The sequence below is a fragment of the Bacillus sp. REN3 genome (genome assembly GCF_017912555.1).
Classification (GTDB): domain Bacteria; phylum Bacillota; class Bacilli; order Bacillales; family Cytobacillaceae; genus Mesobacillus.
Genome location: NZ_JAERSD010000011.1, coordinates 67,683 through 93,019, shown reverse-complemented (window position 1 = coordinate 93,019; position 25,337 = coordinate 67,683). Strand labels below are relative to the sequence as shown.

20 protein-coding genes and 1 riboswitch are annotated in these 25,337 nt (G+C 44.4%); of the genes, 8 read left to right on the top strand and 12 right to left on the bottom strand.

The window, feature by feature from the left end; all coding sequences use genetic code 11:
* Positions 1-150: 150 nt before the first annotated feature.
* The 5 genes from JJQ88_RS11610 to JJQ88_RS11590 form a co-directional block, all read right to left on the bottom strand.
* Positions 151-1,404 (bottom strand): ATP-binding protein, encoded by a 1,254-nt coding sequence (locus JJQ88_RS11610; RefSeq protein ID WP_210366063.1) that lies wholly within the window; start codon positions 1,402-1,404, stop codon positions 151-153.
* A gap of 629 nt (positions 1,405-2,033) precedes the next feature.
* The gene (locus tag JJQ88_RS11605; RefSeq protein WP_246861101.1) at positions 2,034-3,119 is read right to left on the bottom strand and encodes a thermonuclease family protein; all 1,086 of its coding nucleotides are present in this window, start codon (positions 3,117-3,119) and stop codon (positions 2,034-2,036) included.
* A gap of 91 nt (positions 3,120-3,210) precedes the next feature.
* The gene (locus tag JJQ88_RS11600; RefSeq protein WP_210366062.1) at positions 3,211-4,164 is read right to left on the bottom strand and encodes an ArsA family ATPase; all 954 of its coding nucleotides are present in this window, start codon (positions 4,162-4,164) and stop codon (positions 3,211-3,213) included.
* Positions 4,165-4,174: 10 nt separating this feature from the next.
* On the bottom strand, positions 4,175-4,438 hold the full coding sequence (locus tag JJQ88_RS11595; protein WP_210366061.1) for a cory-CC-star protein: 264 nt from the start codon (positions 4,436-4,438) through the stop codon (positions 4,175-4,177).
* A gap of 57 nt (positions 4,439-4,495) precedes the next feature.
* Positions 4,496-6,238, bottom strand: coding sequence for a carbon starvation CstA family protein (locus tag JJQ88_RS11590; RefSeq protein ID WP_210366060.1), 1,743 nt, complete (start codon positions 6,236-6,238; stop codon positions 4,496-4,498).
* A gap of 264 nt (positions 6,239-6,502) precedes the next feature.
* On the opposite strand from JJQ88_RS11590, the gene JJQ88_RS11585 reads away from it, so the two are divergent.
* From JJQ88_RS11585 to metH, 5 genes are all read left to right on the top strand, one after another.
* Positions 6,503-8,137: a M4 family metallopeptidase gene (locus tag JJQ88_RS11585; RefSeq protein WP_210366059.1), complete on the top strand. Its 1,635-nt coding sequence runs from the start codon at positions 6,503-6,505 to the stop codon at positions 8,135-8,137.
* Positions 8,138-8,263: 126 nt separating this feature from the next.
* Positions 8,264-8,375: riboswitch (SAM riboswitch) on the top strand.
* 162 nt (positions 8,376-8,537) lie between these two features.
* Complete coding sequence (locus JJQ88_RS11580) at positions 8,538-9,650, top strand: methionine biosynthesis PLP-dependent protein (protein ID WP_210366058.1); 1,113 nt, start codon at positions 8,538-8,540, stop codon at positions 9,648-9,650.
* A complete protein-coding gene (gene metC / locus JJQ88_RS11575) occupies positions 9,647-10,831 on the top strand; it encodes a cystathionine beta-lyase (RefSeq protein WP_210366057.1) in 1,185 nt (394 codons plus the stop codon). The genes JJQ88_RS11580 and metC overlap by 4 nt, the downstream gene beginning before the upstream one ends.
* Positions 10,828-12,690 (top strand): bifunctional homocysteine S-methyltransferase/methylenetetrahydrofolate reductase, encoded by a 1,863-nt coding sequence (locus tag JJQ88_RS11570; protein WP_210366056.1) that lies wholly within the window; start codon positions 10,828-10,830, stop codon positions 12,688-12,690. The genes metC and JJQ88_RS11570 overlap by 4 nt, the downstream gene beginning before the upstream one ends.
* Positions 12,671-16,114 (top strand): methionine synthase, encoded by a 3,444-nt coding sequence (metH, locus tag JJQ88_RS11565; RefSeq protein ID WP_210366055.1) that lies wholly within the window; start codon positions 12,671-12,673, stop codon positions 16,112-16,114. The genes JJQ88_RS11570 and metH overlap by 20 nt, the downstream gene beginning before the upstream one ends.
* A gap of 206 nt (positions 16,115-16,320) precedes the next feature.
* On the opposite strand, the gene JJQ88_RS11560 is transcribed toward metH, so the two are convergent.
* Positions 16,321-16,512 carry a hypothetical protein gene (locus JJQ88_RS11560; RefSeq protein WP_210366054.1) on the bottom strand — a complete coding sequence of 64 codons (192 nt, stop codon included), beginning with the start codon at positions 16,510-16,512 and terminating at the stop codon, positions 16,321-16,323.
* Positions 16,513-17,001: 489 nt separating this feature from the next.
* Between JJQ88_RS11560 and JJQ88_RS11555 the strand changes: the two genes are divergently transcribed.
* A complete protein-coding gene (locus JJQ88_RS11555) occupies positions 17,002-17,220 on the top strand; it encodes a hypothetical protein (RefSeq protein WP_210366053.1) in 219 nt (72 codons plus the stop codon).
* 14 nt (positions 17,221-17,234) lie between these two features.
* Here JJQ88_RS11555 and JJQ88_RS11550 read toward each other — a convergent pair whose 3' ends face one another.
* The 4 genes from JJQ88_RS11550 to JJQ88_RS11535 form a co-directional block, all read right to left on the bottom strand.
* Positions 17,235-17,378 carry a hypothetical protein gene (locus JJQ88_RS11550; RefSeq protein ID WP_210366052.1) on the bottom strand — a complete coding sequence of 48 codons (144 nt, stop codon included), beginning with the start codon at positions 17,376-17,378 and terminating at the stop codon, positions 17,235-17,237.
* Positions 17,379-17,482: 104 nt separating this feature from the next.
* Entirely contained in the window at positions 17,483-18,472 is a 990-nt protein-coding gene (locus JJQ88_RS11545) for a VanW family protein (protein ID WP_210366051.1), read from the bottom strand.
* Positions 18,473-18,756: 284 nt separating this feature from the next.
* Positions 18,757-19,272, bottom strand: a complete 516-nt coding sequence (locus JJQ88_RS11540; protein ID WP_210366050.1) for a DUF1572 family protein — start codon at positions 19,270-19,272, stop codon at positions 18,757-18,759.
* Between the two features lie 175 nt (positions 19,273-19,447).
* Positions 19,448-20,815, bottom strand: a complete 1,368-nt coding sequence (locus JJQ88_RS11535; protein ID WP_210366049.1) for an MATE family efflux transporter — start codon at positions 20,813-20,815, stop codon at positions 19,448-19,450.
* A 169-nt stretch (positions 20,816-20,984) separates the two neighbouring features.
* On the opposite strand from JJQ88_RS11535, the gene JJQ88_RS11530 reads away from it, so the two are divergent.
* Entirely contained in the window at positions 20,985-21,821 is an 837-nt protein-coding gene (locus JJQ88_RS11530; RefSeq protein WP_210366048.1) for a GDSL-type esterase/lipase family protein, read from the top strand.
* 30 nt (positions 21,822-21,851) lie between these two features.
* Here JJQ88_RS11530 and JJQ88_RS11525 read toward each other — a convergent pair whose 3' ends face one another.
* Both JJQ88_RS11525 and JJQ88_RS11520 read right to left on the bottom strand, forming a co-directional pair.
* A complete protein-coding gene (locus JJQ88_RS11525; protein WP_210366047.1) occupies positions 21,852-21,995 on the bottom strand; it encodes a hypothetical protein in 144 nt (47 codons plus the stop codon).
* Between the two features lie 553 nt (positions 21,996-22,548).
* Positions 22,549-24,069: a DHA2 family efflux MFS transporter permease subunit gene (locus JJQ88_RS11520; RefSeq protein WP_210366046.1), complete on the bottom strand. Its 1,521-nt coding sequence runs from the start codon at positions 24,067-24,069 to the stop codon at positions 22,549-22,551.
* Positions 24,070-24,236: 167 nt separating this feature from the next.
* Here JJQ88_RS11520 and JJQ88_RS11515 point away from each other — a divergent pair, with 167 nt between their 5' ends.
* Entirely contained in the window at positions 24,237-25,100 is an 864-nt protein-coding gene (locus JJQ88_RS11515; RefSeq protein WP_210366045.1) for a TetR/AcrR family transcriptional regulator, read from the top strand.
* The last annotated feature ends 237 nt before the right edge of the window (positions 25,101-25,337 follow it).

Below are 25,337 nucleotides of genomic sequence, written 5' to 3'. Positions count from 1 at the left end.
AACAAGCAAATTGCGTGATGCCTAACACGTGCAATTGGCTGATTTAACTATAGCAATCCATGATATCATTGTCAAGATAAGCCAATTACGAGGCAGCCTTCACAACGTCCATCCGCGGATTACCCTAACCTGAGATCCTTCTTTATGAAATCACGATTCCCGTGATTGGGCAATTGGAAAACGGACATGGAAGGTCGTTCCCTTCCCTACCTGACTTTTAATTTCTACTTTTCCTCTCATAGCCTGAATGATGCTGAATGTCACCATCATGCCAAGTCCGGTGCCTTGCTGGCCCTTGGTCGTGTAATACGGTTCCCCCAGGCGGGCAAGTTGTTCCTCTGTCATCCCGATACCTGTATCACTCACCATGATATGTATTGAATTGTCTCTGGCAAAAGTATTGACTGTAAGCTCGCCCCCATCAGGCATGGCTTCGAATCCATTTTTGACTAAGTTGATGAATCCCTGCTGGAACTTGGAACGGTCTCCGGATATGTAAAGCTTAGGAGTATAAACTCTTTTGATTTGAATACTGTTCAGGTTCGCCAGCGGTTCAAGTATTTTCAAAACATGGTCGAGTTCCTTTTCAATTTCAATCTCTTCCACTTTTTCAAAAGCTGGTCTTGCAAAGGTCAGATAATCATTGATGACCTGTTCGGCACGATCGAGCTCCTCTACTGCAATTTTTATGAACTCTTCCTTTTTTTCCTGATTGTATGATTGGTCCCTTAAAAGTTGAAGGAAACCCCTGACAGTGGTCAGCGGATTTCGGACTTCATGGGATATTGCGGCGCTTAAATGGCTGACCGCCTCGATTTTATCTGCTTTTGCAAGCTTCTGCCGGATGATCAGCGTTTGCCGGATTGTTTCTAATGAATAACTGATAAGACCTGATGTAATACCTGGTATCACAATAAAACTGATCCAGGCTTCTGCATGATAAATCGGTTTATTGATGAATGCGATTGCCTCCATTAAAACAAACGAAGTGATTACAGTGAGAAGAATGGATACGCCAACACGCTGATTCAGGGACAATCGTAAAAACCATCGATGGATCCAAGTCAGAAAAAAAGCCAAAGTGGCAAAGACAATCGAAGAAGCCCAAAACCCATCGTCGACTCCCATCAGGCCGCGCATCAAGATTGCTGCACCTGTAAGCAGGAAGCTATATCCCGTATACAAGCTCCCAAGAATCATTGGAACCTGCCGGAGGTCAAAGCGGATTCCCTCCTGGACCTCAATTGTAAAAATGAAACAAAGGACGATTGAAATAACAAAATATAATAACTGGAACCATCTGCGGTTGAACTCTTTCGATTGCCTTTCAATCACCAATTGAGTGAAAAAAAGCAAAACAATCAAAAGAGATAAATTAAGAAGTAAATGTTTAGTGATTTCCACGGCAACACCACCATTAGTATTCAATAGAAATAGTAATATAATCCAGCTGACATAGCAATGAAAATACCCTGATTGTCCCATGATTTCCTAAGGATGTCTGCTATTATGCCAATTTAAAAGGATGAACATGTGCCCGTTTTTACTAAAGCGAGTGAAAAGCAGGGTCCAGCCTTAAACAGCGGCAGCATGTTCTGATATGAAATTCGAACCAAGCTGAAAAAGGAGTTATTTAACTCCCAGAAATAAGGACATTTGTAAATTCTGAAATAGAAGACTGTATGAGTTTCAGAAGAAAAACAGCAATGATTTCTGTATTATTAGGACTCATTTTAATTTATTTTTTATAAACATTGCTATTTTCATAAACTTTGTTGCTATTTAATAAATGGTTGACTTCCATTCCAAGTTTCTTGCTTTCCGCGGAACATGAGTTGAGCCTCATCGACTAAAAGCGACGGTGGAGCCGCAACTTTCCCTTTGATTCCGCAGGATACTGTATGAGCTTTTGTGAGTTCACCCGCAAACAAAAAAATCCGATACCATTTTCGAAGAGTTTTTCAACTTCCGAAAAATGGATACCAAATATCTTGTAGAAATCAATACTATTACAAAAAGTGAGGAATTCCTTCTCATTCTTTTGTACTTTTCTTGAAAATATGTAAAACTTCGACAATCAGCAAAAGGATGATAAAAGGACAAATGAACGTATAAATAATACCTAGAAGTATGTTCAGCCAGCCTTTTCTGGACCACATACGGCGGGCAAGCAACGTGCGCTTTCCCATCGCCTCTTTTATAGGCCCGATGAAATAGAACAGGACTGCTGATATCAAACCAGTTAGCAAGCTGTAATATTCGGACTCTTCGTTTTTCCGATATCTGGCGGGCTCTTTACTTTTAGGAAAAGGCTGTTTCTTGGCCACTTCTTCTTGTTGAGTTTCAGGCTCCGCTTCTTCAGGTTGTCCATACTCGGTCATCCCATAGATTCCATTGCCATTTGCTTTTGCATACTCCATCGCAGACCCGATCCTGTTCTCATATTTATAGCTTCCGTAATCATAATAGCCTTCCACTAGTCCAGCCTTTGTGATTTCTTCCTGATGAAGCTGGTCTCCTACCCAAACCCAGGCAAGCAGACGGTCATAGCGGTCGAATAGATTCCCGCCATCGGTTTCGAGAGTGATTGGACCTTTTTGTAAAAATGAACAGGTGAATTCAGCGGCTTCCGGTCCAAATGGCTCGATTTCCCTTGTGCTCTCCGGTGTATCAATATATAGAAAGCGAGTTTTATAGTTTTTACCATTGAGATTAAAAACGGCTGTATCACCGTCCGTGCAATCGACTAGATTTGCTGGATAACTTTTCCCAAGTTGCAATTTTTTCGACGAAGGTTTCTTTCCGGAGAAAGTCGTTCGAATAGTTGATTCGCTGGACCTTTCGGATGAAAAAGTATAACCTTCCAGGCCTACCTTTGCTTCAGTCAAACCTGCTGTACAGCGGGAATTGTTGTTATACTGTTTGATCAACTCAATAAGCTGCTGCATATTGGTGGCGCCATTTGTTATTTCTGTCGGTTCATGCAGGAAATACATGCAGTCAGCATTTCTGAAATGGCCGCCCAGTTCATCACGGGCGCCATTATGGGCTGATGTGATGGCTGGAAAAAAGAAAAACACGATGGAAATGATAACGATGATTACTTTAAGATGTTTCAACACTGCTCCCCCCAAACCCGTACATTACTATATCACGAAATTTGGCCAACTGGATTGGAAGTAGCAAAAAAGCAGCCTTCCGACTGCTTTTTCATGCCTTTACTTCGTTAACCTGGCTGCCAAGTATTTCTGATATTTTTTCAAGAACAGAACGGGAGGAAATATCCTGATCAAGCAATGGGAGATAGAATCTCTTTTGTGATTTGAAAGTATGGTCGATATCTGCCAGGTAGATTCGCTCGTTCGCTCTCCTTTTTTCCATGAATCCACCATCGGCTTCATCAGGAATGACCTTGTTGATGATTACCGTGTTGACAAGGATTCCATGCTGATCAAGTGTTTCAATCGCTTTCCTTGTTTCAATGATCGGCAGCCTTTCTGCATTCAGTACGAAAATATACTCTGTTTGATTTTCATCGAGCAAGATATGACGTACCTTTTTAAAACGATTCTTCCTTTCGTTCAGCTTTTCATATAATGGATCTTCCACTGGCTCGCCATCATTCATCCATTGGGCATAATTCTCGTTCACTTTCCTGCGCCGTTCAAGAAGGCCGTCCATCCAAACACCCATCAATTCAGGCAGCGTCAATAGTCTGATTGTGTGGCCAGTTGGGGCGGTATCAAAAACAATCGCATCATAATTTGTTTTTTCTTCAAGAATCAAAGAAGTAATCCTGTCAAACAGGGCTGCTTCCTCTGCTCCAGGAGTGGAAGCAGCCATATCGATCTGCCGATTCACTTCCTCCATCATTGTTGCTTTTACAAGCCCCTTCAGATTCCCTTTAACACTGCTTATATACTTCCTTGATTCCACTTCCGAGTCAATTTCAAGAACATCAAGCCGTTTGGAAACCTCGACTACCTTTCCGCCGCTAAAATCAGCATGAAATATATCCCCTGTATTATGGGCTGGATCAGTGGAAACGAGAAGGACTTTTTTCCCTTGTCCTGATAGCAATAAAGCGATTGCTGCTGATGTCGTGCTCTTTCCGACACCTCCCTTTCCCCCAATAAAATAGATCTTATTTTCCGTTATCTTCATATTGTCACTCCTAACAGCACCGAATCCCATCAAGCGGGGATTTTTCCATGCCTGCACGCAAATGCCAATCATGGAAACGTTCAACAATAGCCGGATAAAGCTCCAATGTATAATAAAAAGCCGGATTCGGAAGACCTAGCAACTCAGAAAAGCAAAGAAGCATGAACAGATCTTCTTCATCACGGAGTTCCCGCGCCAGTTCCATTTTATGAGGCTGTTTAAGGATTTCATCATAGAGGGAAACAACCCGCTTCAATTGATCGATAAAACCCATGGTGACTCCCCCTTCCTAAATGGCAATAGAGACCGGAAGCCCGGTCTCCCATTCATTCTACATGTCTTTTGTCAATTGCGGCGGGTTGTTCCGGGTAAGGGCAGCAACCGCCTCAAGAATGATCCAGAAGACGAAAATCAGGATCATTCCGCCAAGGACAAACAGGAGCATATTGACCTCGCCGCTCCCATATCCTGACCATTGGAAGGCGACCTGCTGAATCAGTGCCCATAACGTCATAAAGAAGACGAACACCATAGGGATGAAGGTAACAAGATAATTCCTGCCCTGTCTTTTCAGCCAGATGGAGATCAGCAGCAAGCTGACGCCCGCCAGAAGCTGATTGCTCGTTCCGAACAGCGGCCAGAGCAAATATCCCCCTGAACCGAAACCATTTGGCCCTTTTGGCAATAGAACAAGTGCGGCACTGGATACAACTGCTACAGTTGTGGCAACGTGCGTCTTTGTCAGTGCCTGGATCTTATACTCGCTTCCGATTTCAGCGATGATATAGCGCATTAACCGGACAGAGGTATCAAGAGAAGTTGCCGCGAAACTGACAACAATGATGGAAACAATTGTCCTTGCGATATCGGCCGGGATGAGGATACCTGTTGCAAGCTGGGCTGCACCGTTGATGAAATTTCCAAGACCGCCAGAACTTGCTGCAGCAAAGCTTCCATAAGCTGCAGAGAAATCCGCTTTCGTTGCAAATACCGTCACGACCGCAATAATGGCGATCAAAGCGAGAACCCCTTCACCAACCGCGCCTAAGTAGCCAACAAATCTTGCATCAGTTTCCTTTTCAAGCTGCTTCGACGATGTTCCAGAAGAAACAAGCCCATGGAACCCTGAAATCGCTCCGCAGGCAACCGTGATAAACAATAGCGGAAACCAGGATACATCCGCCGCAGATCCGTTAATGGCAGGCGCAGTGACCTTTGGCTGAAGGAATATCAAACCCGCATATAAAATGAACAAGCCTACAACAAGCTGATGGGAATTGATATAATCCCGAGGCTGCAGGAGTTTCCAAACGGGAAGCGTGGATGCAATATAGCAATACACCATCAGGACAATAATCCAAACAAAGAATGCCATGGACACACCATTCAGTCCGAACAATACCGTTTGGTCCGGTCCTCCAAAATATTTAACGAGGTCAATTTGAAGCGCAGGAACCCTGCTGGCCAGAACAGCTGCTCCATACATAACAGCAAGCGCGACCAGGGATGGAAGCAGCATTCCCTTTTTTCGCTTATAAACTGCATATCCAATCCAGATTGCGAGCGGGATTTGGATGAATACGGAGAGGACACTAGCAGGAAATTGAACGAAAAGATTGGCAATAACCCATGCAAATACGGCGTTAACCATTAAAACGAGTATTAAAATGATGAATAAGAACATGATTTTTGCCCGTTTTCCAATCAGTTTGCTTGTAATCGTCCCGACAGACTGCCCTTTATTCCGTACGGATAGGACGAGCGTCCCGAAATCATGGACTCCCGCTGCGAACACCGTTCCAAGTATTACCCAAAGGAATGCCGGGAGCCATCCCCAATAGACAGCGATTGCCGGTCCTACAATCGGCGCTGCACCGGCAACTGAAGTGAAATGGTGTCCCCAAAGGATTATCCTTTTTGTTGGAACAAAATCCACCCCATCTGAATACTGATGTGCCGGAGTTACGAAGTTTGGATCAAGCCGATAGATTTTTTCAGCTACCCATTTCGAATAAAAACGATAGCCGATGGCAAAGACAATCATTCCTGTCACAGCTAGCCAAAGCGAATTCATTTTTGTTACCCCCTCTTATAAGTTGGTGCTACTGTTAATACTATAAAGATATTTACAGATTAGTCAATAAATTCTGATTTTAATGATTATTCCTTCATAACCCGATTTGAAATATTTTCTATAATTATCCTACTTAAGGACTTTATTTCTTTTTTTTAAAAAAATCTTATTGAAATCTTCTGAATATTATCGTATAAATATCCTATTCTAGTAAAACAAATTGCTAGAATCAGTCATAAGTTACTATTTTTAGGAGGAGTTTATTTGAAAAAGAATGTAGTCGCATTTGGCTTATCAGCGACCCTTGCGTGCAGTGGTTTGTTTGCTGCGGCCGGTTTTGCTGCCACACCCGCAGATTCTCAATCACAAAAGTTCACCAAGAGCAGCGGAACCCCGCAATTTGCTGCCGGTAAGCTGACAGCCCCTTCGGCAAAGTCAGCAAAGGAAATTGTTCTCGATTATCTTAAAAGTTCCAAACCAAAGTACAAACTTGGTGAAAATGAATCGTTCACAGTCCTTTCAGTGGACCCAGACACACTTGGCGGCGAGGTTGTCCGCCTTCAACAGTTTTATGAAGGCATTCCAGTCTGGGGTTCCACACAAGCAGCGAAGGTTGATGAATCTGGTGTCCTCAAAGTTTTCACCGGTACAGTCACTACGAATCTAAATAGCAAACTATTAAAAAAAGCAGAAAAAAAGAAATCTAAACAACAGGCGATCAACCTGGCGGAAGCTGATCTGGGATTCCAGCCGGTCTACGAAAAAGAGCCTGCAGCTGAGGTAATTGTTTACCCGGCCGCAGACAAAGCTGTTTTTGCTTACCATGTCACTCTTAACTTCCTCAGCCCTGAGCCTGGCAATTATCATTATTTCATCGATGCTGGAACAGGGGAAATCATCAATAAATTCAACGCTATTCATACGGCAGGCAAAACTGGGCCATCCCTGACAGGGACTAATGCTGTAGGCGCCGGAACTGGTGTTCTTGGCGATACGAAAACACTCAATACGCTTCTGTCTAATGGTGCTTATTACTTGCAGGATAACACGAGAGGTTCTGGGGTTTTCACCTATGACGCACAAAATCGCCAGCGTATTCCTGGCACACTTTGGATGGATGCCGATAATCTTTTGAACGCTAAATACGATGGAGCAGCTGTGGATGCACACTATTATGCAGGCTTAACCTATGATTTTTACAAGAATACCTTCAATCGTAATTCTTATGACAATAAAGGTGCTGCGCTGAAATCGACTGTCCATTATGGCAGAAGCTATAACAATGCGTTCTGGAACGGTCAGCAAATGGTGTACGGGGACGGAGATGGCACGACGTTCATTCCGCTATCCGGAGGACTTGATGTCGTTGCCCACGAGTTGACCCATGCTGTGACCGACTTTAGTTCGGATTTGGTATACCAGTATGAATCAGGCGCGTTAAACGAAGCCGTTTCAGATATTTTTGGGACACTTGCTGAATTCCATGATAATAACAATCCCGATTTTGAAATAGGCGAAGACATCTATACACCAAATAAAGCAGGTGATGCCCTTCGTTCAATGAGTGATCCCACAAAATACGGCGATCCAGATCATTACTCTAAACGTTACACTGGCACGTCTGATAATGGCGGGGTCCATACGAACAGCGGAATCATCAACAAAGCAGCCTACCTGCTCAGTGAAGGCGGTACTCACTATGGGGTGGCCGTTTCCGGTATCGGCACTGACAAGATGGGAGCTATCTTCTATCGCGCAAATACCGTTTACTTTACCTCATCCACGAACTTCAGCCAAGCAAGAGCTGGTCTGGTACAAGCTGCCAAAGATTTATATGGATCTTCTTCTGCCGAAGTAACCTCTGTAAATAAGGCGTTTGACGCTGTTGGCATCCAGTGATGATAAAAGAGGAGAGTTTCCATTTGGATACTCTCCTCTGCCTTTATCGCTTTACCGCTTTAAAAAAACAATTGACATTCACCTATATTGCATGTAATATTTAGAGAAATTTAATAATTCTATCATTTCTTATCAAGAGAAGCGGAGGGTTCTGGCCCTTGGATGCTTCAGCAACCGACAGCCCACAAGGTTGAAAAGGTGCTAATTCCAGCAAGTTTCTAAACTTGGCAGATAAGAAGAATGACTCGAGAGTACACCATCAAAGTCTTCTTCTTATAGAAGGCTTTTTTATTTTGTGCTGGATGCTTCGAAGCAGCCAAGCATAATCCCTGGTGGGGAAATCCACAGTCAAAACATGGCCGTAACGTAAAAGAATCAGAAAACGTCAGGAGTGATTTCAGTGGTAAAAACCAACACGAGATTGGCACAGCTTGGGAACAGGAGTGAAACGCTGACAGGAACGGTCAGTCCACCCATTTACATGACAACGGCCTATCGGCATGAAGGGATTGGGCAATCGAGCGGATACGACTATATTCGTACAGGCAACCCTACACGTGAAATCCTGGAACAAGCGATTGCGGATCTCGAGGGGGGCGATCGCGGCTTTGCTTGCAGCTCAGGAATGGCGGCTATCTCGACCATTCTCTCATTATTTGGCAACGGAGATGAATGGATTGTTTCCAAAGATTTATACGGCGGAACATACAGACTTTTGGAACAAAGCTTTAAAAAATGGGGATTGAACTGTATTTATACGGACCTGGCCGACCTTGCGGAAGTCTTATCCGTGATAACACCTAAAACAAAAGCGATTTTCGTAGAGACTCCTACCAATCCGCTAATGGAACAAGCAGATATTGCCGAGATTTCTGAAATCGCCAAAGCAAATGGACTCCTATTGATTGTTGACAACACTTTTTACACCCCGTTGCTGCAAAAGCCTCTTACATTGGGGGCAGACATCGTGGTTCACTCTGGAACGAAATACCTTGGCGGACATAATGACGTCCTAGCAGGATTGATTGCCGTCAAAGGTTCGGAATTAGCCGAAGCCCTCTTCCTTCACCATAATGGCGGAGGAGCCGTGCTCAGCCCGTTCGATTCCTGGCTCCTTCTTCGAGGGATGAAGACATTGTCCTTGAGAATGGAGCGCCATGAACGGAATGCGAAACAATTGGTGGATTATTTAAAAGCCCATGATGCGGTAACGGATGTTCTTTACCCGGGCAGGGGCGGGATGGTTTCCTTCAGGGTCGTCTCCCCTTCAATCGTCAATCCGTTCTTGCAAAGCCTGGATATCATCACATTTGCCGAAAGCCTGGGAGGAGTCGAGAGTTTCATTACATATCCAGCCACGCAGACCCATGCGGATATTCCGAAAGATGCACGTGAAAAAAACGGGGTTTGTGATCGTCTGCTGCGCTTCTCGGTCGGTATTGAAGATGCGGTTGATTTGATTGCCGATTTGGAGAGCGCCTTTCAAAAAGCGCTTCAGGAGGTTGAAGTATGACAGATTCCTATTCTTTCGAAACGCAGCTGCTTCATAACAAGTATAAGATCGATAGAACAACAGGCGGGGTAAGTGTCCCGGTCCATCATGCCTCCACCTTCCATCAATCTTCGGTCGACAACTTTGGGAAATATGATTACAGCCGAAGCTTGAACCCGACACGAGAAGCCTTGGAGGGAATCATCGTGGAACTAGAAGGCGGCTCGAGGGGCTTCGCTTTTTCTTCGGGAATGGCTGCGATCTCGACAGCCTTCCTCCTTCTGTCACAGGGTGATCATGTCGTCGTAACCGAGGATGTGTATGGCGGAACATATAGGATGGTGAACCAGGTCCTCGCCCGCTTCGGAATAGACCACACCTTTGTGGACATGACAGACCTCGAAGCTGTCAAGGCTGCAATCAGGCCGAATACCTCTTTGATTTTTGCCGAAACACCTTCGAACCCGTTGCTGAAAGTGACTGACATCCAGGCCATCAGCAGGCTTGCAAAAGAGAATGGCGCCCTCATGTTCGTCGATAATACATTCATGACACCCTATCTCCAGCGTCCCCTTCATTTGGGAGCGGATTTGGTCCTTCACAGCGCAACAAAGTTTTTATCAGGACATAGCGATACGGTAGCAGGTCTGGCTGTTGTGAAAGATGAATCCCTTGCTGACAAACTTTATTCTTTGCAAAACGCATTCGGCGCAGTCCTCGGCGTCCAGGATGCCTGGCTTGTTATGAGAGGAATCAAGACACTATCTATAAGGATGAGACAATCTCAGGAAAGTGCCAGAAGGATTGCCAGCTTCTTAGCGAACGAACCCGAAATCGAAAAAGTTTACTACCCAGGCCTGGAGGGACATCCCCAGCAGCGATTACAGGCAGAGCAAGCACACGGTCCTGGTGCAATTCTTTCGTTCGAGCTAAAAACGGACGAAATGCTGCGACCTTTCATCCATCATTTGAAACTGCCTGTTTTCGCAGTCAGCCTCGGCGCCGTCGAAAGTATCCTCTCTTATCCGGCAAAAATGTCCCATGCTTCAATGCCGGAATCCGAGAGGACAAGGAGAGGCATAAGCAGTACCCTTCTCCGGCTTTCTGTAGGCCTGGAGGATCCGGGGGATTTGATCCGTGACATCAAGCAGGCCCTTGAAGCCGGCAAACAATTATCACGCAATAAGGAGTGTTTCAAATGAGCTTCCTGGAAAGATTGCAGAATGAGATTTTAATAGCAGATGGTGCAATGGGAACCCTCCTTTACTCGTTCGGAACCGGGACTTGCTTTGAAGAGTTGAATGTATCCCATCCGCAGGAGATTATCGGCATCCACCAAGCCTATGTTGAAGCGGGGGCTGACTTGATCCAGACAAATACGTACGCAGCAAATTATATAAAGCTTCAAAGATACGGCCTGGAAGACCATGTAAAGGAGATTAATAGTACTGCCATCCGTCTGGCGCGCCAGGCTGCTGGTGACAACGCTTATGTATTGGGAACCATTGGAGGTTCCCGTGGATTCAAGCCATCTGCCATCCCTCTTGAGGAAATCAAGCGGAGCTTTCGTGAACAGCTATACTGTCTTCTCCTGGAAGGAATCGATGGGTTGATCCTTGAAACTTTTTACGACTTGGAGGAAATTGAGACACTATTAAAAATCGCCAGGAAGGAAACTGACTTGCCTATCATTGCCCAGATTTCTCTTCAGGAAGTCGGGATCCTGCAGGACGGAACTCCTGTTAAGAAAGCCTTTGAAAGCTTGGATCAATTAGGTGCTGATGTTGTTGGGCTAAACTGCCGTCTTGGTCCGCATCATATGATTGCCAGCCTTGAACAGGCTGAAATCCCAAAGAGTGCTTTCCTTTCCGCGTATCCGAATGCCGGCCTCCCCTCTTATACAGACGGAAGGTTCCATTTCGAAGGATCCCCTGAATATTTCAGGAAATCAGCGGTGAAATTCCGCAGCCAGGGAGTCCGGCTGATCGGCGGATGCTGCGGTACTACACCAGAACACATAAAAGCATTTGCAGACAAGCTAAAGGGTGTTCATCCTTTAGCAGAAAAAAAGGTCCTGCACCAAAAAGAAAAAATGATCATCCAATCGAGAGAGATTAAAAGAACAACAGCGCCCCTTCAGGAAATTGTAAAGAAACGGCCGTCAGTCATTGTTGAACTTGATTCTCCGCGAAAATTGGATACAACCAGATTTTTTTCCGGAGCAAATGCACTGAAGCAAGCCGGGATCGATGCATTGACCTTGGCAGACAATTCCCTTGCCTCTCCGAGAATTTCCAATGCCGCAATCGGCCATCTTGTCAAAGAAAATGTAGGTCTCAGGCCGCTGGTCCACCTGACTTGCCGCGACCGAAACATCATTGGCCTGCAGTCGCATTTAATGGGCCTCCACACGCTTGGCCTGCATGATGTGCTTGCCATCACCGGAGATCCTGCGCGAGTCGGCGACTTCCCGGGAGCTTCGTCCGTCTTTGACGTCTCGTCATTTGAACTGATTGAAATGATCAAGCAATTCAATGAAGGATTATCCTATTCTGGAAAAGACCTTGGCCAGAAAGGCGCTTTTTCAATTGGCGCTGCTTTCAATCCCAATGTCCGTTCGATTGATAAGGCAGTTGCCCGGATGGAGAAGAAAATAAACTGCGGAGCGGACTATTTCATTACCCAGCCGGTTTATTCAGAGAAACTGCTGCTTGAAGTATATGAAGCGACCAAACACCTCGTCACTCCGGTCTATATTGGACTGATGCCGCTGACAAGCAGCAGGAACGCGGAATTCTTGCATAACGAAGTCCCGGGAATCAAAATTTCACAGGATATCCTTGACATAATGGCGAAATTCAATAATGAACCAGTCCAATCCAAGCGCGAAGGGATCGCCATTACGAAAGGTCTGATCGAGGCTGCATCAGAACTTTTTAACGGCATTTACTTGATCACCCCTTTCATGAACTACGAGATGACGGTTGAACTGGCAAGCCATGCCAATGAATACAGCAGCCTTCTCTTAAGGAGGAAACAAAATGTCAACTATGTTAATTGAACAGATGGAAAAAAAGATTCTTATCATGGATGGTGCCATGGGGACCATGCTCCAGCAGGCGAATCTTTCTGCGGAAGATTTTGGCGGCGAAGATTACGAAGGTTGTAACGAGAACCTGAATCTCACCGCTCCGCAGGTAATCGAAAAAATCCACCAGCAGTATTTAATAGCCGGAGCAGATATCATTGAAACGAATACTTTTGGCGCCACGAGCCTTGTACTTGATGAATATCAATTAGGCGGAAAAGCTTATGAAATCAATAAAACCGCTGCCGAAATCGCAAGAAAGGCTGCAAATCAGGCCTCCTCTCCGGCATGGCCGCGTTTTGTTGCCGGTTCGATGGGTCCAACGACGAAGACGCTGAGCGTAACTGGCGGTACAACCTTCGAAGCCATGTCTGCAGCGTATGAAGAACAGGCTTTAGGCCTTCTTGATGGGAATGTCGATTTGCTTTTGCTTGAAACAAGCCAGGATCTCCTCAATGTCAAGACAGCCTACACTGGTATCCAACGAGCCTTCAGGAAAAGCGGAAAAGAAATCCCATTGATGATATCAGCGACAATCGAACCTATGGGCACGACGCTTGCCGGCCAATCCATCGAGGCCTTCTATATATCTGTTAAACATATGAATCCGATAGCGATTGGCCTGAATTGTGCCACTGGACCCGAATTCATGCAGGAGCACTTGCGTTCATTGTCCAATCTTGCTTCTTCGGCTGTGAGCTGTTACCCAAATGCCGGGCTGCCTGATGAGGATGGGCATTACCATGAGACACCAGACACACTTGCACAAAAGCTTGCCGATTTTGCCGGTGAAGGCTGGTTGAACATCGTAGGCGGCTGCTGCGGCACTACACCGGACCACATAAAAGCAATGGCAGAAAGGATGGAGAGCCGACCCCCACGCAAAAAAGTTAAAAATCAATACCATATGGTTTCAGGTATCGAGCCTTTCATATATGATGATCCGACACTTCGGCCAATCATGGTTGGTGAACGGACCAATGTCATCGGCTCCCGTAAATTCAAGCGCTTAATCTCCGAAGGCAAGATTGAGGAAGCAGCGGAAATCGCAAGAGCCCAGGTGAAAAATGGAGCCCACGTAATCGACATCTGCCTGGCGGATCCCGACCGGGATGAACTTGCCGATATGGAGCTTTTCATCAAAGAGGCAGTCAAAAAAGTCAAGGTGCCACTTGTGATCGATTCGACAGATGACAGAGTGATTGAAAAAGCACTCACCTATATACAGGGAAAGGCTATCATTAACTCCGTGAACCTTGAAGACGGCGAAGAGCGTTTCGAATCCGTTGCCCGTCTAATACATCAATACGGAGCTGCTGTCGTTGTCGGCACGATTGATGAAGAAGGAATGGGCGTCACAGCCGACAGGAAACTGGAAATCGCCAAGCACTCATACGATCTATTAGTTAATAAATACAAGGTTCCTCCGCAAGACCTGATCTTTGACCCGCTTGTCTTCCCTGTAGGAACAGGTGATCAGCAATACATCGGTTCGGCAAAAGCCACTGTTGACGGAATCAGGCGTATCAAAGAAGCTTTTCCGGAAACACAGACAATCCTTGGGATCAGTAATGTTTCTTTTGGACTTCCTCCTGTAGGCCGTGAGGTACTTAATTCCGTTTTTCTCTATCATTGCACCCAGGCTGGCCTGGATTATGCAATCGTCAACACGGAGAAGCTTGAGCGGTTTGCCTCGATCAGTGACGAAGAAGTCAAAATGGCCGAAAAGCTGCTTTTCCAAACAAGTGATCAGGCTTTAGCTGGATTTACAGAGTTTTACAGGGACAAGAAGAAAGAAACAAAAAGGATCATTCCTGATATGACGCTGGAGGAACGGTTGGCCTACTACGTGGTGGAGGGTACGAAGGAAGGACTGCTTCCCGACCTTGATGGCGCATTAGCTGCCTACCCTGCCCCGCTGGAAATCATCAACGGTCCATTAATGGATGGCATGAAAGAGGTCGGCAGGTTGTTCAATGACAATCAGCTGATTGTCGCAGAAGTCCTCCAGAGTGCAGAGGTAATGAAAGCAGCGGTTTCCTATTTGGAACCTCATATGGAAAAAAACGATTCAACCTCATCAAAGGGGAAAATCCTGCTCGCTACTGTCAAAGGGGATGTCCATGATATCGGCAAGAACCTGGTAGACATCATCCTAAGCAACAATGGATTTGAAGTGATCGATCTTGGCATTAAAGTGAACCCGACAACACTTGTTGAAGCAGTTAAAAAAGAAGAACCCGATATGGTCGGCCTTTCCGGATTGCTTGTCAAATCGGCGCAGCAAATGGTTCTGACCGCACGCGACCTGAACCAGGCCGGAATCAATATCCCCATATTAGTCGGCGGCGCAGCATTATCAAGGAAATTCACCGATACGAAAATTGCCAGCGAATACGATGGCCTTGTGTTGTATGCAAAAGATGCGATGAATGGACTGTCACTTGCTAACCAATTGCAGGATCCTGATGAAAATGCCAAGCTATTCAGAGAGCAGAAAGCAAAGCAAGAAGCAGTGGCGCAACGGCCAGCTCTGAACAATGAAGGACGGACAGCGACTGCGGTGCTGGAACGGCCCAAAACAGTTGCCGAAGCTCCAGTTTTTATACCTCAGGATACAAAGCGGCATCTATTGAAAACCTACTCGGCCGCGCATATCGAGCCGTATATCAACAGGCAAATGCTTCTTGGGCACCACCTTGGGGTAAAAGGCAAGATCGAAAAACTGCTTGCAGAGGGCAATGAAAAAGCTGTTAAGGTAAATGAAGTCATTCAATCTCTTATTGCTGAGGCAAAAACACACAACTGGCTTCAGCCTGCCGCTGTGTATCAGTTCTTCCCTGCAAAATCAGACGGAAACAAGCTCTATATCTACGATCCCGAGGAACCCAGCAAAGTCATCGAGACATTTGCGTTCCCGCGCCAGGAATCCTCCTCAAGGCTCTGTCTTTCGGATTATGTACGGCCGGTATCAGATCCTGAAGTCGATTATGTTGGAATGTTCGCCGTGACATCCGGCAATGGTATCCGCCAGGCAGCGGAGAAGCTTAAACAGGAAGGCCGGTTTCTTGAAAGCCATGCGTTACAGGCTTTGGCCCTTGAAACCGCTGAAGGCTTTGCGGAACTAATCCATCGCCAGATGCGTGACCGCTGGGGCTTTCCGGACCCGCCGGATATGACGATGAAAGATCGTTTCGCTGCAAAGTACAAGGGACAAAGATATTCCTTTGGCTATCCAGCCTGTCCAAACCTTGAGGATCAGAGGAAACTGTTCAAACTTTTAAGACCTGAGGACATCGGCATCCAGCTGACAGAAGAATGTATGATGGAACCCGAAGCTTCTGTTACAGCAATCGTATTTTCCCATCCTGAAGCCAGATACTTCAATGTATTATAGCTGTATCTTAAGTATTTTAAGGAATCCTTTTAAAAGTATCTGTGGCGTGATTCTACAGGAACTGCCCAACATGCTGAAAACTCCGCTTGGCTTATGAGCGGACGAATAGACTTGAGAAACTTGTGCCAGATAGAAAAAGCGGGAGGCTCTCCCGCTTTTTTACTGTCTTTCCAATTCTTTTTTATATAGGATACCCGATATCAGTTTCAATCCTCCTTGCTAACAAGCAGTTGCTCAAGATTGTCTAAAGCCTCTTCATTCATCCCGTTATGGGCCTTTTCCTGAATTTCCGGCACGTTACGGTAGAATGGATCCTTCTCTTTTTCCATGGATTCCGCAAATGCTTTTCGATTCCGTTCTTCCAAGGCGATCAAGGCATTGTAGTAACACTTATACATATTGTCTTTCAGCTGTGGTAACAGTGCTTTTGCTTCAAATACCCGTTCCTGCCAAATAAAGAGGAGGATTTGATCAACCGTTCTAAGCTGCTTCGAATTAATTTTCCGGATATGACTTTCGGCCGCTGGAAGATCTTCTCTGTATAAATGGTATGTGAACTAATAATGTGGATGTCTCGATTTCTTTAAAAAGTTCAGTATTTTATCCGCCTTTTTCTCAAACAGCACAGGATCCAACGTGAAATACAGTAATCCCGCTAAAAAAGGAATCCAGATCAGTAAAAATATCCACTGTGGCAGATTGAAAATATCTAAAAAAAGATGCTAAGAAAAGCGCGATATAAAGCCGGGCCATATTGTTCCTCCCATAATGACGCTTCCGATTTTTATCAGGATCCAAGCTTTCTTAACTTGTTACAAAAATAGTAAAGGATCAAAACTGACTAAGATGCAAATACTAAAGACACTTTTTTATAGGGGGAAATGTCCTTGAAATTTAAATCAAAGATGGAATTCACAATAAAAGAAGGATTCTTGCCGAATATTTATCATTCTAAAAAACTGAAAATCCTTGAGGTTTCTGAAAGCACTTTAATCATCAAAATGAGCAATGCACAGAACCGTTGTGTTTTCCCTGTTGATAATTTCCGGTTCTGGGTGAAGCGAGGACTGCTTGTTAATGCCAGAGAAGAGAAGCAGCCATCATAAAACAGATCCCTGCCTTAGCATTGGCAGGAATCTGTTTTATCGACCTTTTGGTTTTCTTCGGGGTATAGCTTATACGTTTCCTTAAAGGCAGCCTCTCTTCTCATTTCTTCTTTCCTGATTCCCCATATATATTCCAAGAAAAATTGGTCTAAATCCATTATGAATCGCCTCCTCTTATTCTTAACTTAAGAATAAGGAAGTTGACGAAAGGATACATTCAACAATAGGTTGATTTTCCCTCCATCTTTTGGCCGATTCCTGTTCAGACTCCTTTTTTGATTATCGCCGCATAAGCGCGTGAAGTCCTGACTTCCACTGTAAGCGTCCCTTTTCCGACGATCGCTTTTAATAATAGCGGTACTCCGGTGGTATTCTCAAATCGAAAATCTTTTCCTCCATAGGATACAGTCGCATCCCTTCCCTTAGGCACATAGCCGACAGTCAGTGAGTGGTGGTGTTTCTCGATGTATCCGACACCGAGCGCATCAACAGCATTATAGAGCGTGGAGGAAGTCTGGCAAATGCCCCCGCCGATTCCCATCACCAGTTTTTTGTTCACGATTTCTTCAGCTGGCTGGTAACCATGTGCCGCATCGCTGGGACCGACAGTCGTGTTAAAGGAAAAATAATCCCCTACACCAAGGATGACATTGTTGATTGCTTCTGCCGACAGCTCAATGTTCTTTGTCCTTCCTGCTACAGAAGGATTAAAGTACGTGGTGTACTTGGCCACGACCTGTTCAGCCAAATGGGCTGCATCTTCGGTTTTGTAACCGCTGGCAGTAATATAGAGTGGGAGTTCGACTTCTCCGCCTCTTAACGATGCTTCCAATACTTTCTCAACGAATTCCTTTTCCTCCAGGATTGTCATTGGGGAGCCCTTTATTACCTTTCCATCTGTGCCCAGCTTATCCGGAATCAGCCGGGTATCGAATCCAGGGGTTTCACCATCCCCTCTTGCTAGTTCCCTGGCCAGCCTTTGCAGTTCTTTCCTGTATTTTGCATCGTCTCTTCCGAACCCCATTTCATCAGGGCTCAAGGATTTCACCAGTTCACCTGTCACAGGATGGATGACCGATACCACCACGGGCTTTCTTTCTTCAAGAATTTTTCCCCCTGCATCACTTTTGCCTGGATGATCGACTGCTATCCTATCCGTCTCTTCTACTGCCTCGCTTTCCATCGAACAGCCAGCTAAACCAATCACACAAACTGAAAACAAACACAAAGCAATCAGAGTAAACTTGCTCATAATTCCCCCAACATTTCATTATATTTTTGATAACATTCAGTTTCTATTATATTCGGGAATGTTTTCCAATTTCCTTTTTTAAAGAATTTTTTCCTGAAAAAGAAATATCAGGCCAATCGGGAATCTTTTCTATAAACATTTTGGGTGGAATCTAAATAAATGGGCAAACAAATTTTTTTGTAGCATTTCACCTGATTATTATTCTACTCTGATAGTGAACCTGCCAAAGAACAAAAAAGCTCATACCAATGTCAAAAAATAAAGCCACACTATCAAGTGAGACTTTATTTATCCATCATGCCTTTATTAAACTGTTCGGATTGGCGTCTCGGGATACTCAAAGTTTTCCACTGATTGCTTTTTATCAATTTCCCGATGTAGACGATCTGGCCAGCATGACTCGAATGGTGAACCACTTGGCGCATGATTGCTTCCATGACTTTATGAGGTTCGCTTCGGATATAAACCGTCTTTTCAAGATCGCCTTCATCCAAGTCATCAAGTGTAGCGAAAAGCACTTCCCAGCCGCTGTTCCAACATTTTAGCAATTCATCCTTTGTAGTGTAGGTCCCTTCAAATTCAGCGTCACGATTACGATCAGGCTTTTCGCCATCTGTTGTTAAAAAATCCTTGAACCTGGATTTCAAGTACCCGCTCATATGCCTGACCAGGATTGAAATGCTGTTGGACTCTTCATTCGGTGCATAATTCAGCTCTTCAATGGTTAACTGATCCATCGCCCTCTCCGCAAGGTTTTTTATGTCTCTGAAGTTTCCATCCACTAGCTTTATCCAATCCATTGACGTCCCTCCTCTATACCTTTTTATTCAACATGGTGGCTTGAAATTCCTTCTGATAGATCTGGCACCGCTTCATTGCAATCCATTTCGATTGGCAGGCTTCACAGCGGAACAGGAACGTCCGCATTACATAAAAAAGCGAGGTTAATTAAAACCTCGCTTTTTCTGTATCCTTTTAACTTGCTTTTGCCATTTCAGCCGAAAATCGATTTTTTTGAATATAAACAAGCCTTCCTGACAGGAATATCCCAGCAGCAAGCAATCCAGCTGTCAAGCCGATCCAGTAGCCGGATGCCCCAAGTTTCGTATAATTGGCCAATAAATAGCCAAATGGAAGGCAGATAAGCCAATATGCAATCAGGGTGATGACAAACGAGACATTGACGTCCTTATACCCCCTTAAAGCAGCCAGGGCGGTTGCCTGGATGGCATCAGAAATCATGAAGAAGAGCGCGTAAATTAGGAAGTGCCCAATTAACGAGATAACCGCTGGTTCATTTGAATAAAAGCCTGCTACGTCATTACGGAACAAAATGACAAATACACCGGCAAATACAGCGATGATGACTGAAAGATATATTCCCAGCCAACTATAAGCCTTTGCATCCCCATACCTTCCCGCACCGACTTCGAATCCAACCAATACTGTCTGCGCCATCGATATGCTCATTGGAATCATATACATAAAAGAGACGATATTCAATGCTGATTGATAAGCAGCGATCGTAGTGATATCGAACCTGCTGATCAGGATTGTCACAACAGCGAACATACTAGTTTCGAAAAAAATGGACAATCCCATTGGAACGCCAATTTTAAGGATTTCCTTAACATGCTCCGCTGAAAATCTTTTAAAAGACTCAATATTTACATACTGGGAAAACGGTCGCTGGGTTTTGATGATAAATGCTGTCATCCCAGCAATGAAGAAATAGGTCACGGATGTCGCAAAACCTGCCCCTGCCCCGCCAAGTTCAGGAAAACCGAAATAACCAAAAATCAGGACATAATTCAAAAAGAAATTGATCGGCAGAGAAGATAAAAGGATTACCATGACAATCCTTGTTTTCCCAAGCGCATAAATGAATGAGCGCAGGACATTGAATATAAACAGCGGGATAATCCCAAAGCTCAAACCAACGAGATAGCCATGTGCAGTCATATGAACACTTTCATGCAGATCCATTGCATCAAGGATCGGATCGAGAAGGAAAAAACCAAGGACCAGAACTATTCCAGCAATCATAAAAGCGAGATATATCCCATGGGACAATATCGATGAAACTTCCCCTTCCTTCTTTTCGCCAAAGCGTTGGGCCGCAATTGGCGAAACGGCCAGCAGGATTCCGCTAAGTCCAGTGAAAATGGGGTTCCAGATGGAAGAACCAATAGCCACACCAGCAAGATCCGAGGAATTGTATTTACCAGACATGATAGTATTGAAGAAAACCATTGAGAACATCCCGAGCTGTGTAATCAGGATGGGAATTAACATAATGAAAATCTGTTTAATTTTTTCCTTTATTGAATAAGTTTGATACATGTTCGTACTCCTTGAATATGATAATTATATAATTATAACAAAACTCCAGGGAAATGAACTTCCTTTTCACTTCATCAATCCGCAATAAAACCTTCGAAAATTGGAAATACTCCCCTGCCCATTTCTAGTATTATCCTTGGTAAAATAAAGTTATCAAGGAGTGAACATCATGAGAATCATAAAATACGTAATGTTGCTATCCCTGCTCTTCGGATTAACCATCTCAGCGTGGATTTATTACCCGCAATATAAAATAAATAAAATGAAAGAAGAAAGTGTTTCCGAGACGATAAATAAAAGTAAGCTTTCCTATATTGATTATTTCCGCAAATCCAGCGACAGGACTATCAACCATCTCGCGCTTGGCGACTCAGTGATCCGCGGCTATGGAGCTTCTGAGGAAGAAGGTCTTGTAAGCCGGTTTTCAGTCCAGCTTGAAGGACAAATAGGAAAACAGGTTGACTTCAAAAACGAAGGAATAAATGGAATCACAAGTGCAAAGTTGAATGAACTGATTCAAAGCGGAAATTTTGATTCAGAAATAAAGGAAGCTGATATCATTACCTTGAATATTGGTGGCAACGACGTTCTGAGGATGGTAAAAAAACAGGATATTTACAGTGCTTTTAAAGCGTTCGACAGCCTGCAAAAAACCTTCTCGGAAAACTTATCCGGTATTACAACTAGGATTGCAGAACTGAATCCATCAGCGACCATCCTGTTTCTTGAACTATACAATCCAATGCCTGCTGACCACGAGTTTTATTCACTTGCAGATAAGCTTCTTCCTAAATGGAATTTAAAAATTTACGAAACGGCGAAAAAGACACCTTCAACCATAGTCGTCCAGACAACAAAAGTAATAAATAGTGAAAACCCCGATTTCCTTTCAAACGATGGAGTCCATCCTAACCCTGCAGGTTATTCAGCCATCTCGGAGCAAATGCTCGAGCAATTCAAGAATCAAGCCAAACCAGATGCAGTGCTCGCAAACAGCAAGAATTAAGCTGGGCAAATTGATGTCCAGCTTTTTCTTTTACTCTTCATCCTGGTTACGTTCATTTAAAAGATGTGTTTCTGCACCAGCAAAATTGACCGATTGCAGGCAAGTCTCTTCATCAAGCCCATATAGCCTTGCTTCTTCACTCTTAGCAGTTTGATCTTTTCGATCCTTTGCCACAAATCTTCTCTCCTTTCTTAAAACGTATCGTACCCAATTTCCCATCGAATATATGGCTCATATGACCTTCATAAGGAAAGTGGCTGGAAGGAAAGATTGATTTTGGCAAGAGCGACATAAAGAAGGCAGTTTTACTCAATCCTGGAAAGGAAAATAGCCGGACTCATTGGTTGTAAAACAAGCAGGCAAAATCGGGCGCAATTTGGCGACCCCATATGGGGACGATTGAAGTTAGATCGTTCCATTTTGTTTTTGCGAGTACCCGTTTGGGCACGTTCAGTGCCTATTCGTTCCCTTTTTTGCTTTTCTGAGTAACCCGTTTGGTTCCGAGCAGCTGCTTGGTAACGAGAAGAACTCAATTGTTCCCTTGTTGCTTTTCCGAGCACCCGTTTGGACACGATTCGGTCCGGGATTGTTCCCTTTTCCCTCTCTGATCTGCTTTTCCGTCCCGAAACAATGGCTCATTTCCGTCGTCTGCCCTGCATCCTTTTACCTTATCGAAAGCCTAAAATCGAAAAACATAAAAACCCCTGGTTCATCCAGGGGCTCCATTTTACATCGATGATGTTTGTTTCTCAGATGGCTTTCTAGCAATGGTATCTTCGGCTTGCGTTGCACGTTTAATGAAGAAGGCCATAAAAAGTGCAGCGGAGGCTATGAAAACTGTAACGAGAAACGCATCATTGATTCCCTCAAGCAAGGCCTGCATCGCGATTTGCTCCTTTATTTGCGCAAGGACAGCAGGATCGGCAGCTTTTCCCACGGCATTCTTCATCGCTTCTTCTGCAAGGCGTTCTCCATGCACTTCGGCGCGGTTGGACATGATCGTAACGAGCAAGGCTGTTCCGATCGCTCCTGAGACCTGCTGCATTGTATTGTTCATTGCTGTACCATGTGGATAGTACCTCGTCGGCAGTTGGTTCAATCCATTCGTTGATACTGGCATATTGACCATTGACATCCCGAACATCCGAACAGTATAGAGGATGATCAGTTGTGTATAGGTCGTTTCCATCGATAACTTGCTGAAATAGTAACTGGTCACAACTGTGATAGTCAACCCGGTAATTGCCAGAATCCTTCCACCAAATTTATCAAATAGCCTTCCGGTGATCGGAGACATGAATGCCATCACAATGGCTCCCGGCAGCAGCATCAAACCTGCATCGAGCGGGGAGATGCCCCGTACGGTCTGAACGTAGATTGGCAGAAGAAGCATGCCAGAGAACATGGCCATCGTGACAACCATGGTAATTGCGGAGGAAAGGGCAAACATAGGATATTGGTAGATGCGGAAATTAAGCATCGGATCTTCCTGCTTTACTTGGCGCACAATGAAGATGATGAGCGATAAAGCGCCAAGCGCCAGTGTTGCATATACATGGGGGCTATCCCATCCTTTTGTACCTGCAGAGCTGAAACCATAGAGCAGTCCCCCGAAACCGATGCTCGAAAGGATTACTGACAGAAAATCCAATCGAATGTTGATTTTTTCTTTCTTGTCCTTCAGCATGAAAAAGCCAAGTAAAAGTACGGTAGCAGCAATCGGGGTGATGAAATGGAAAAGCATCCTCCAATCATAATGCTCAATCAGCCAGCCTGATAAAGTCGGGCCAATCGCAGGAGCGAACATCAGCACAAGTCCGAATACTCCCATCGCGGTTCCTCGTTTTTCAATCGGAAAGCTGACAAGCATGACATTCATCAGCAAAGGCATCATAATAGCTGTTCCGGAAGCCTGGATCATCCTGCCGGTAAGCAGGATCGGGAACACCTCTGCTATTCCTGCGAGAACGGTCCCCGCTGTAAACAAGCCCATTGCAGTTAAAAATAGACCTCTTACGGAATACTTCTCAATCAAAAAAGCGCTCATCGGTATCATGACTCCGCTAACAAGCATGAACCCAGTTGTCAGCCATTGAACAGTAGATGGGCCGATGTCCAAGTCTGTCATGATAGACGGCAAAGCGATATTAAGCAATGTATTATTCAAAAATGCGATAAACGCACCGACAATCAGTACTGCTAGAATCCCGTACGGCGGGCGTCCGGATGTAACTGGTTTTTGTTGCATTCAAATCCTCCTATTCAGTTTTTCATTCTTGCATAATCATTAGCATATACCAACGGTTCAAATTTTTCAACATAAAAAAACATTGGAATAAAGCGGTTTGTATATTCCGAAAAGTTAGTGTAGGATATAATTTGTACAGTCGGTCTAATAAGGGTCAGGTGAATAGAATGAACGAAAGAAAGCGCCACGTACTGAATACGGCACATCAGCTTTTTATTGAAAAGGGTTTCCAGTCAACATCCATCCAGGACATACTGGAATACAGCGGTATATCTAAAGGGACCTTCTATAATTATTTCTCTTCAAAAAACGAACTTTTAATCGAAATCTTTAAAACGATCTTCAAAAAAATAGATATAGAACGGAATGAATTGTTAATTGGTGAGGACCCTTCCGATCCAGAAATTTTCACCAGGCAGATCGAGCTACAAATGAAGACCAATCGTGAAAATAAGCTGATTCCTCTTTTTGAGGAAGTATATTTTTCAAACGATGAGGAACTTAAGCATTTCCTTAAAACTGTCCAACTGAAGACCATTCGTTGGATTTACGAAAGGCTGACTGAACTCTCTGATGAAGGAATGAAGCCATACCTTTTGGACGCTGCCATCATGTTCATTGGCATTCTTCAGCAAAACACCCGCTATTATACGATGGCACACGGAGAAAATACTGGTTTGCAGGAGGTTGTCCGCTACAGTGTTTCTAGGATCAAAGCGATCGCAAAGGAAGCTTCACAATCTGGTGAGCAGTTGTTCCAACCCCTGCTGCTCGAAAAGTGGCTTCCAGCCGCAGAATTGGATAACCATGATTTCAGGAAAAGGCTGTGTAAGGAAGTTTCAGCGTTAAAAACATCATCCGATATGGCTTCTCGCGAATTGCTCGATTTCATCCAGGATGAATTGCTCCATTCAACAGCTCCGCGCAAAGCTATCCTTGATAGTATGATCCTCTCTCTTTCTCATTCGGGAAAGACGGATATATCACACCTCGAGGATCTGATTAAGGAGTACTTCGAACAGAGAAACTGAAAAAAAACTCGTCATTTTGGACGAGTTTTTTTATGCCATTACAAGTGCATCTAGTCAGGCTATGTAATTCCATAAGAACTGCATTCAAATACTGAAAAGGTTTCTCCCTCTCGATTTCCAACATAGATTTCATGGACTCAAATTCGTTCCTGATAAGGATGTTTTCAATTTCATTTAAAGAATATAACCGGATTGGAAAATCCATCATTTCTGTTTATATAATTGAACCATTTGGAT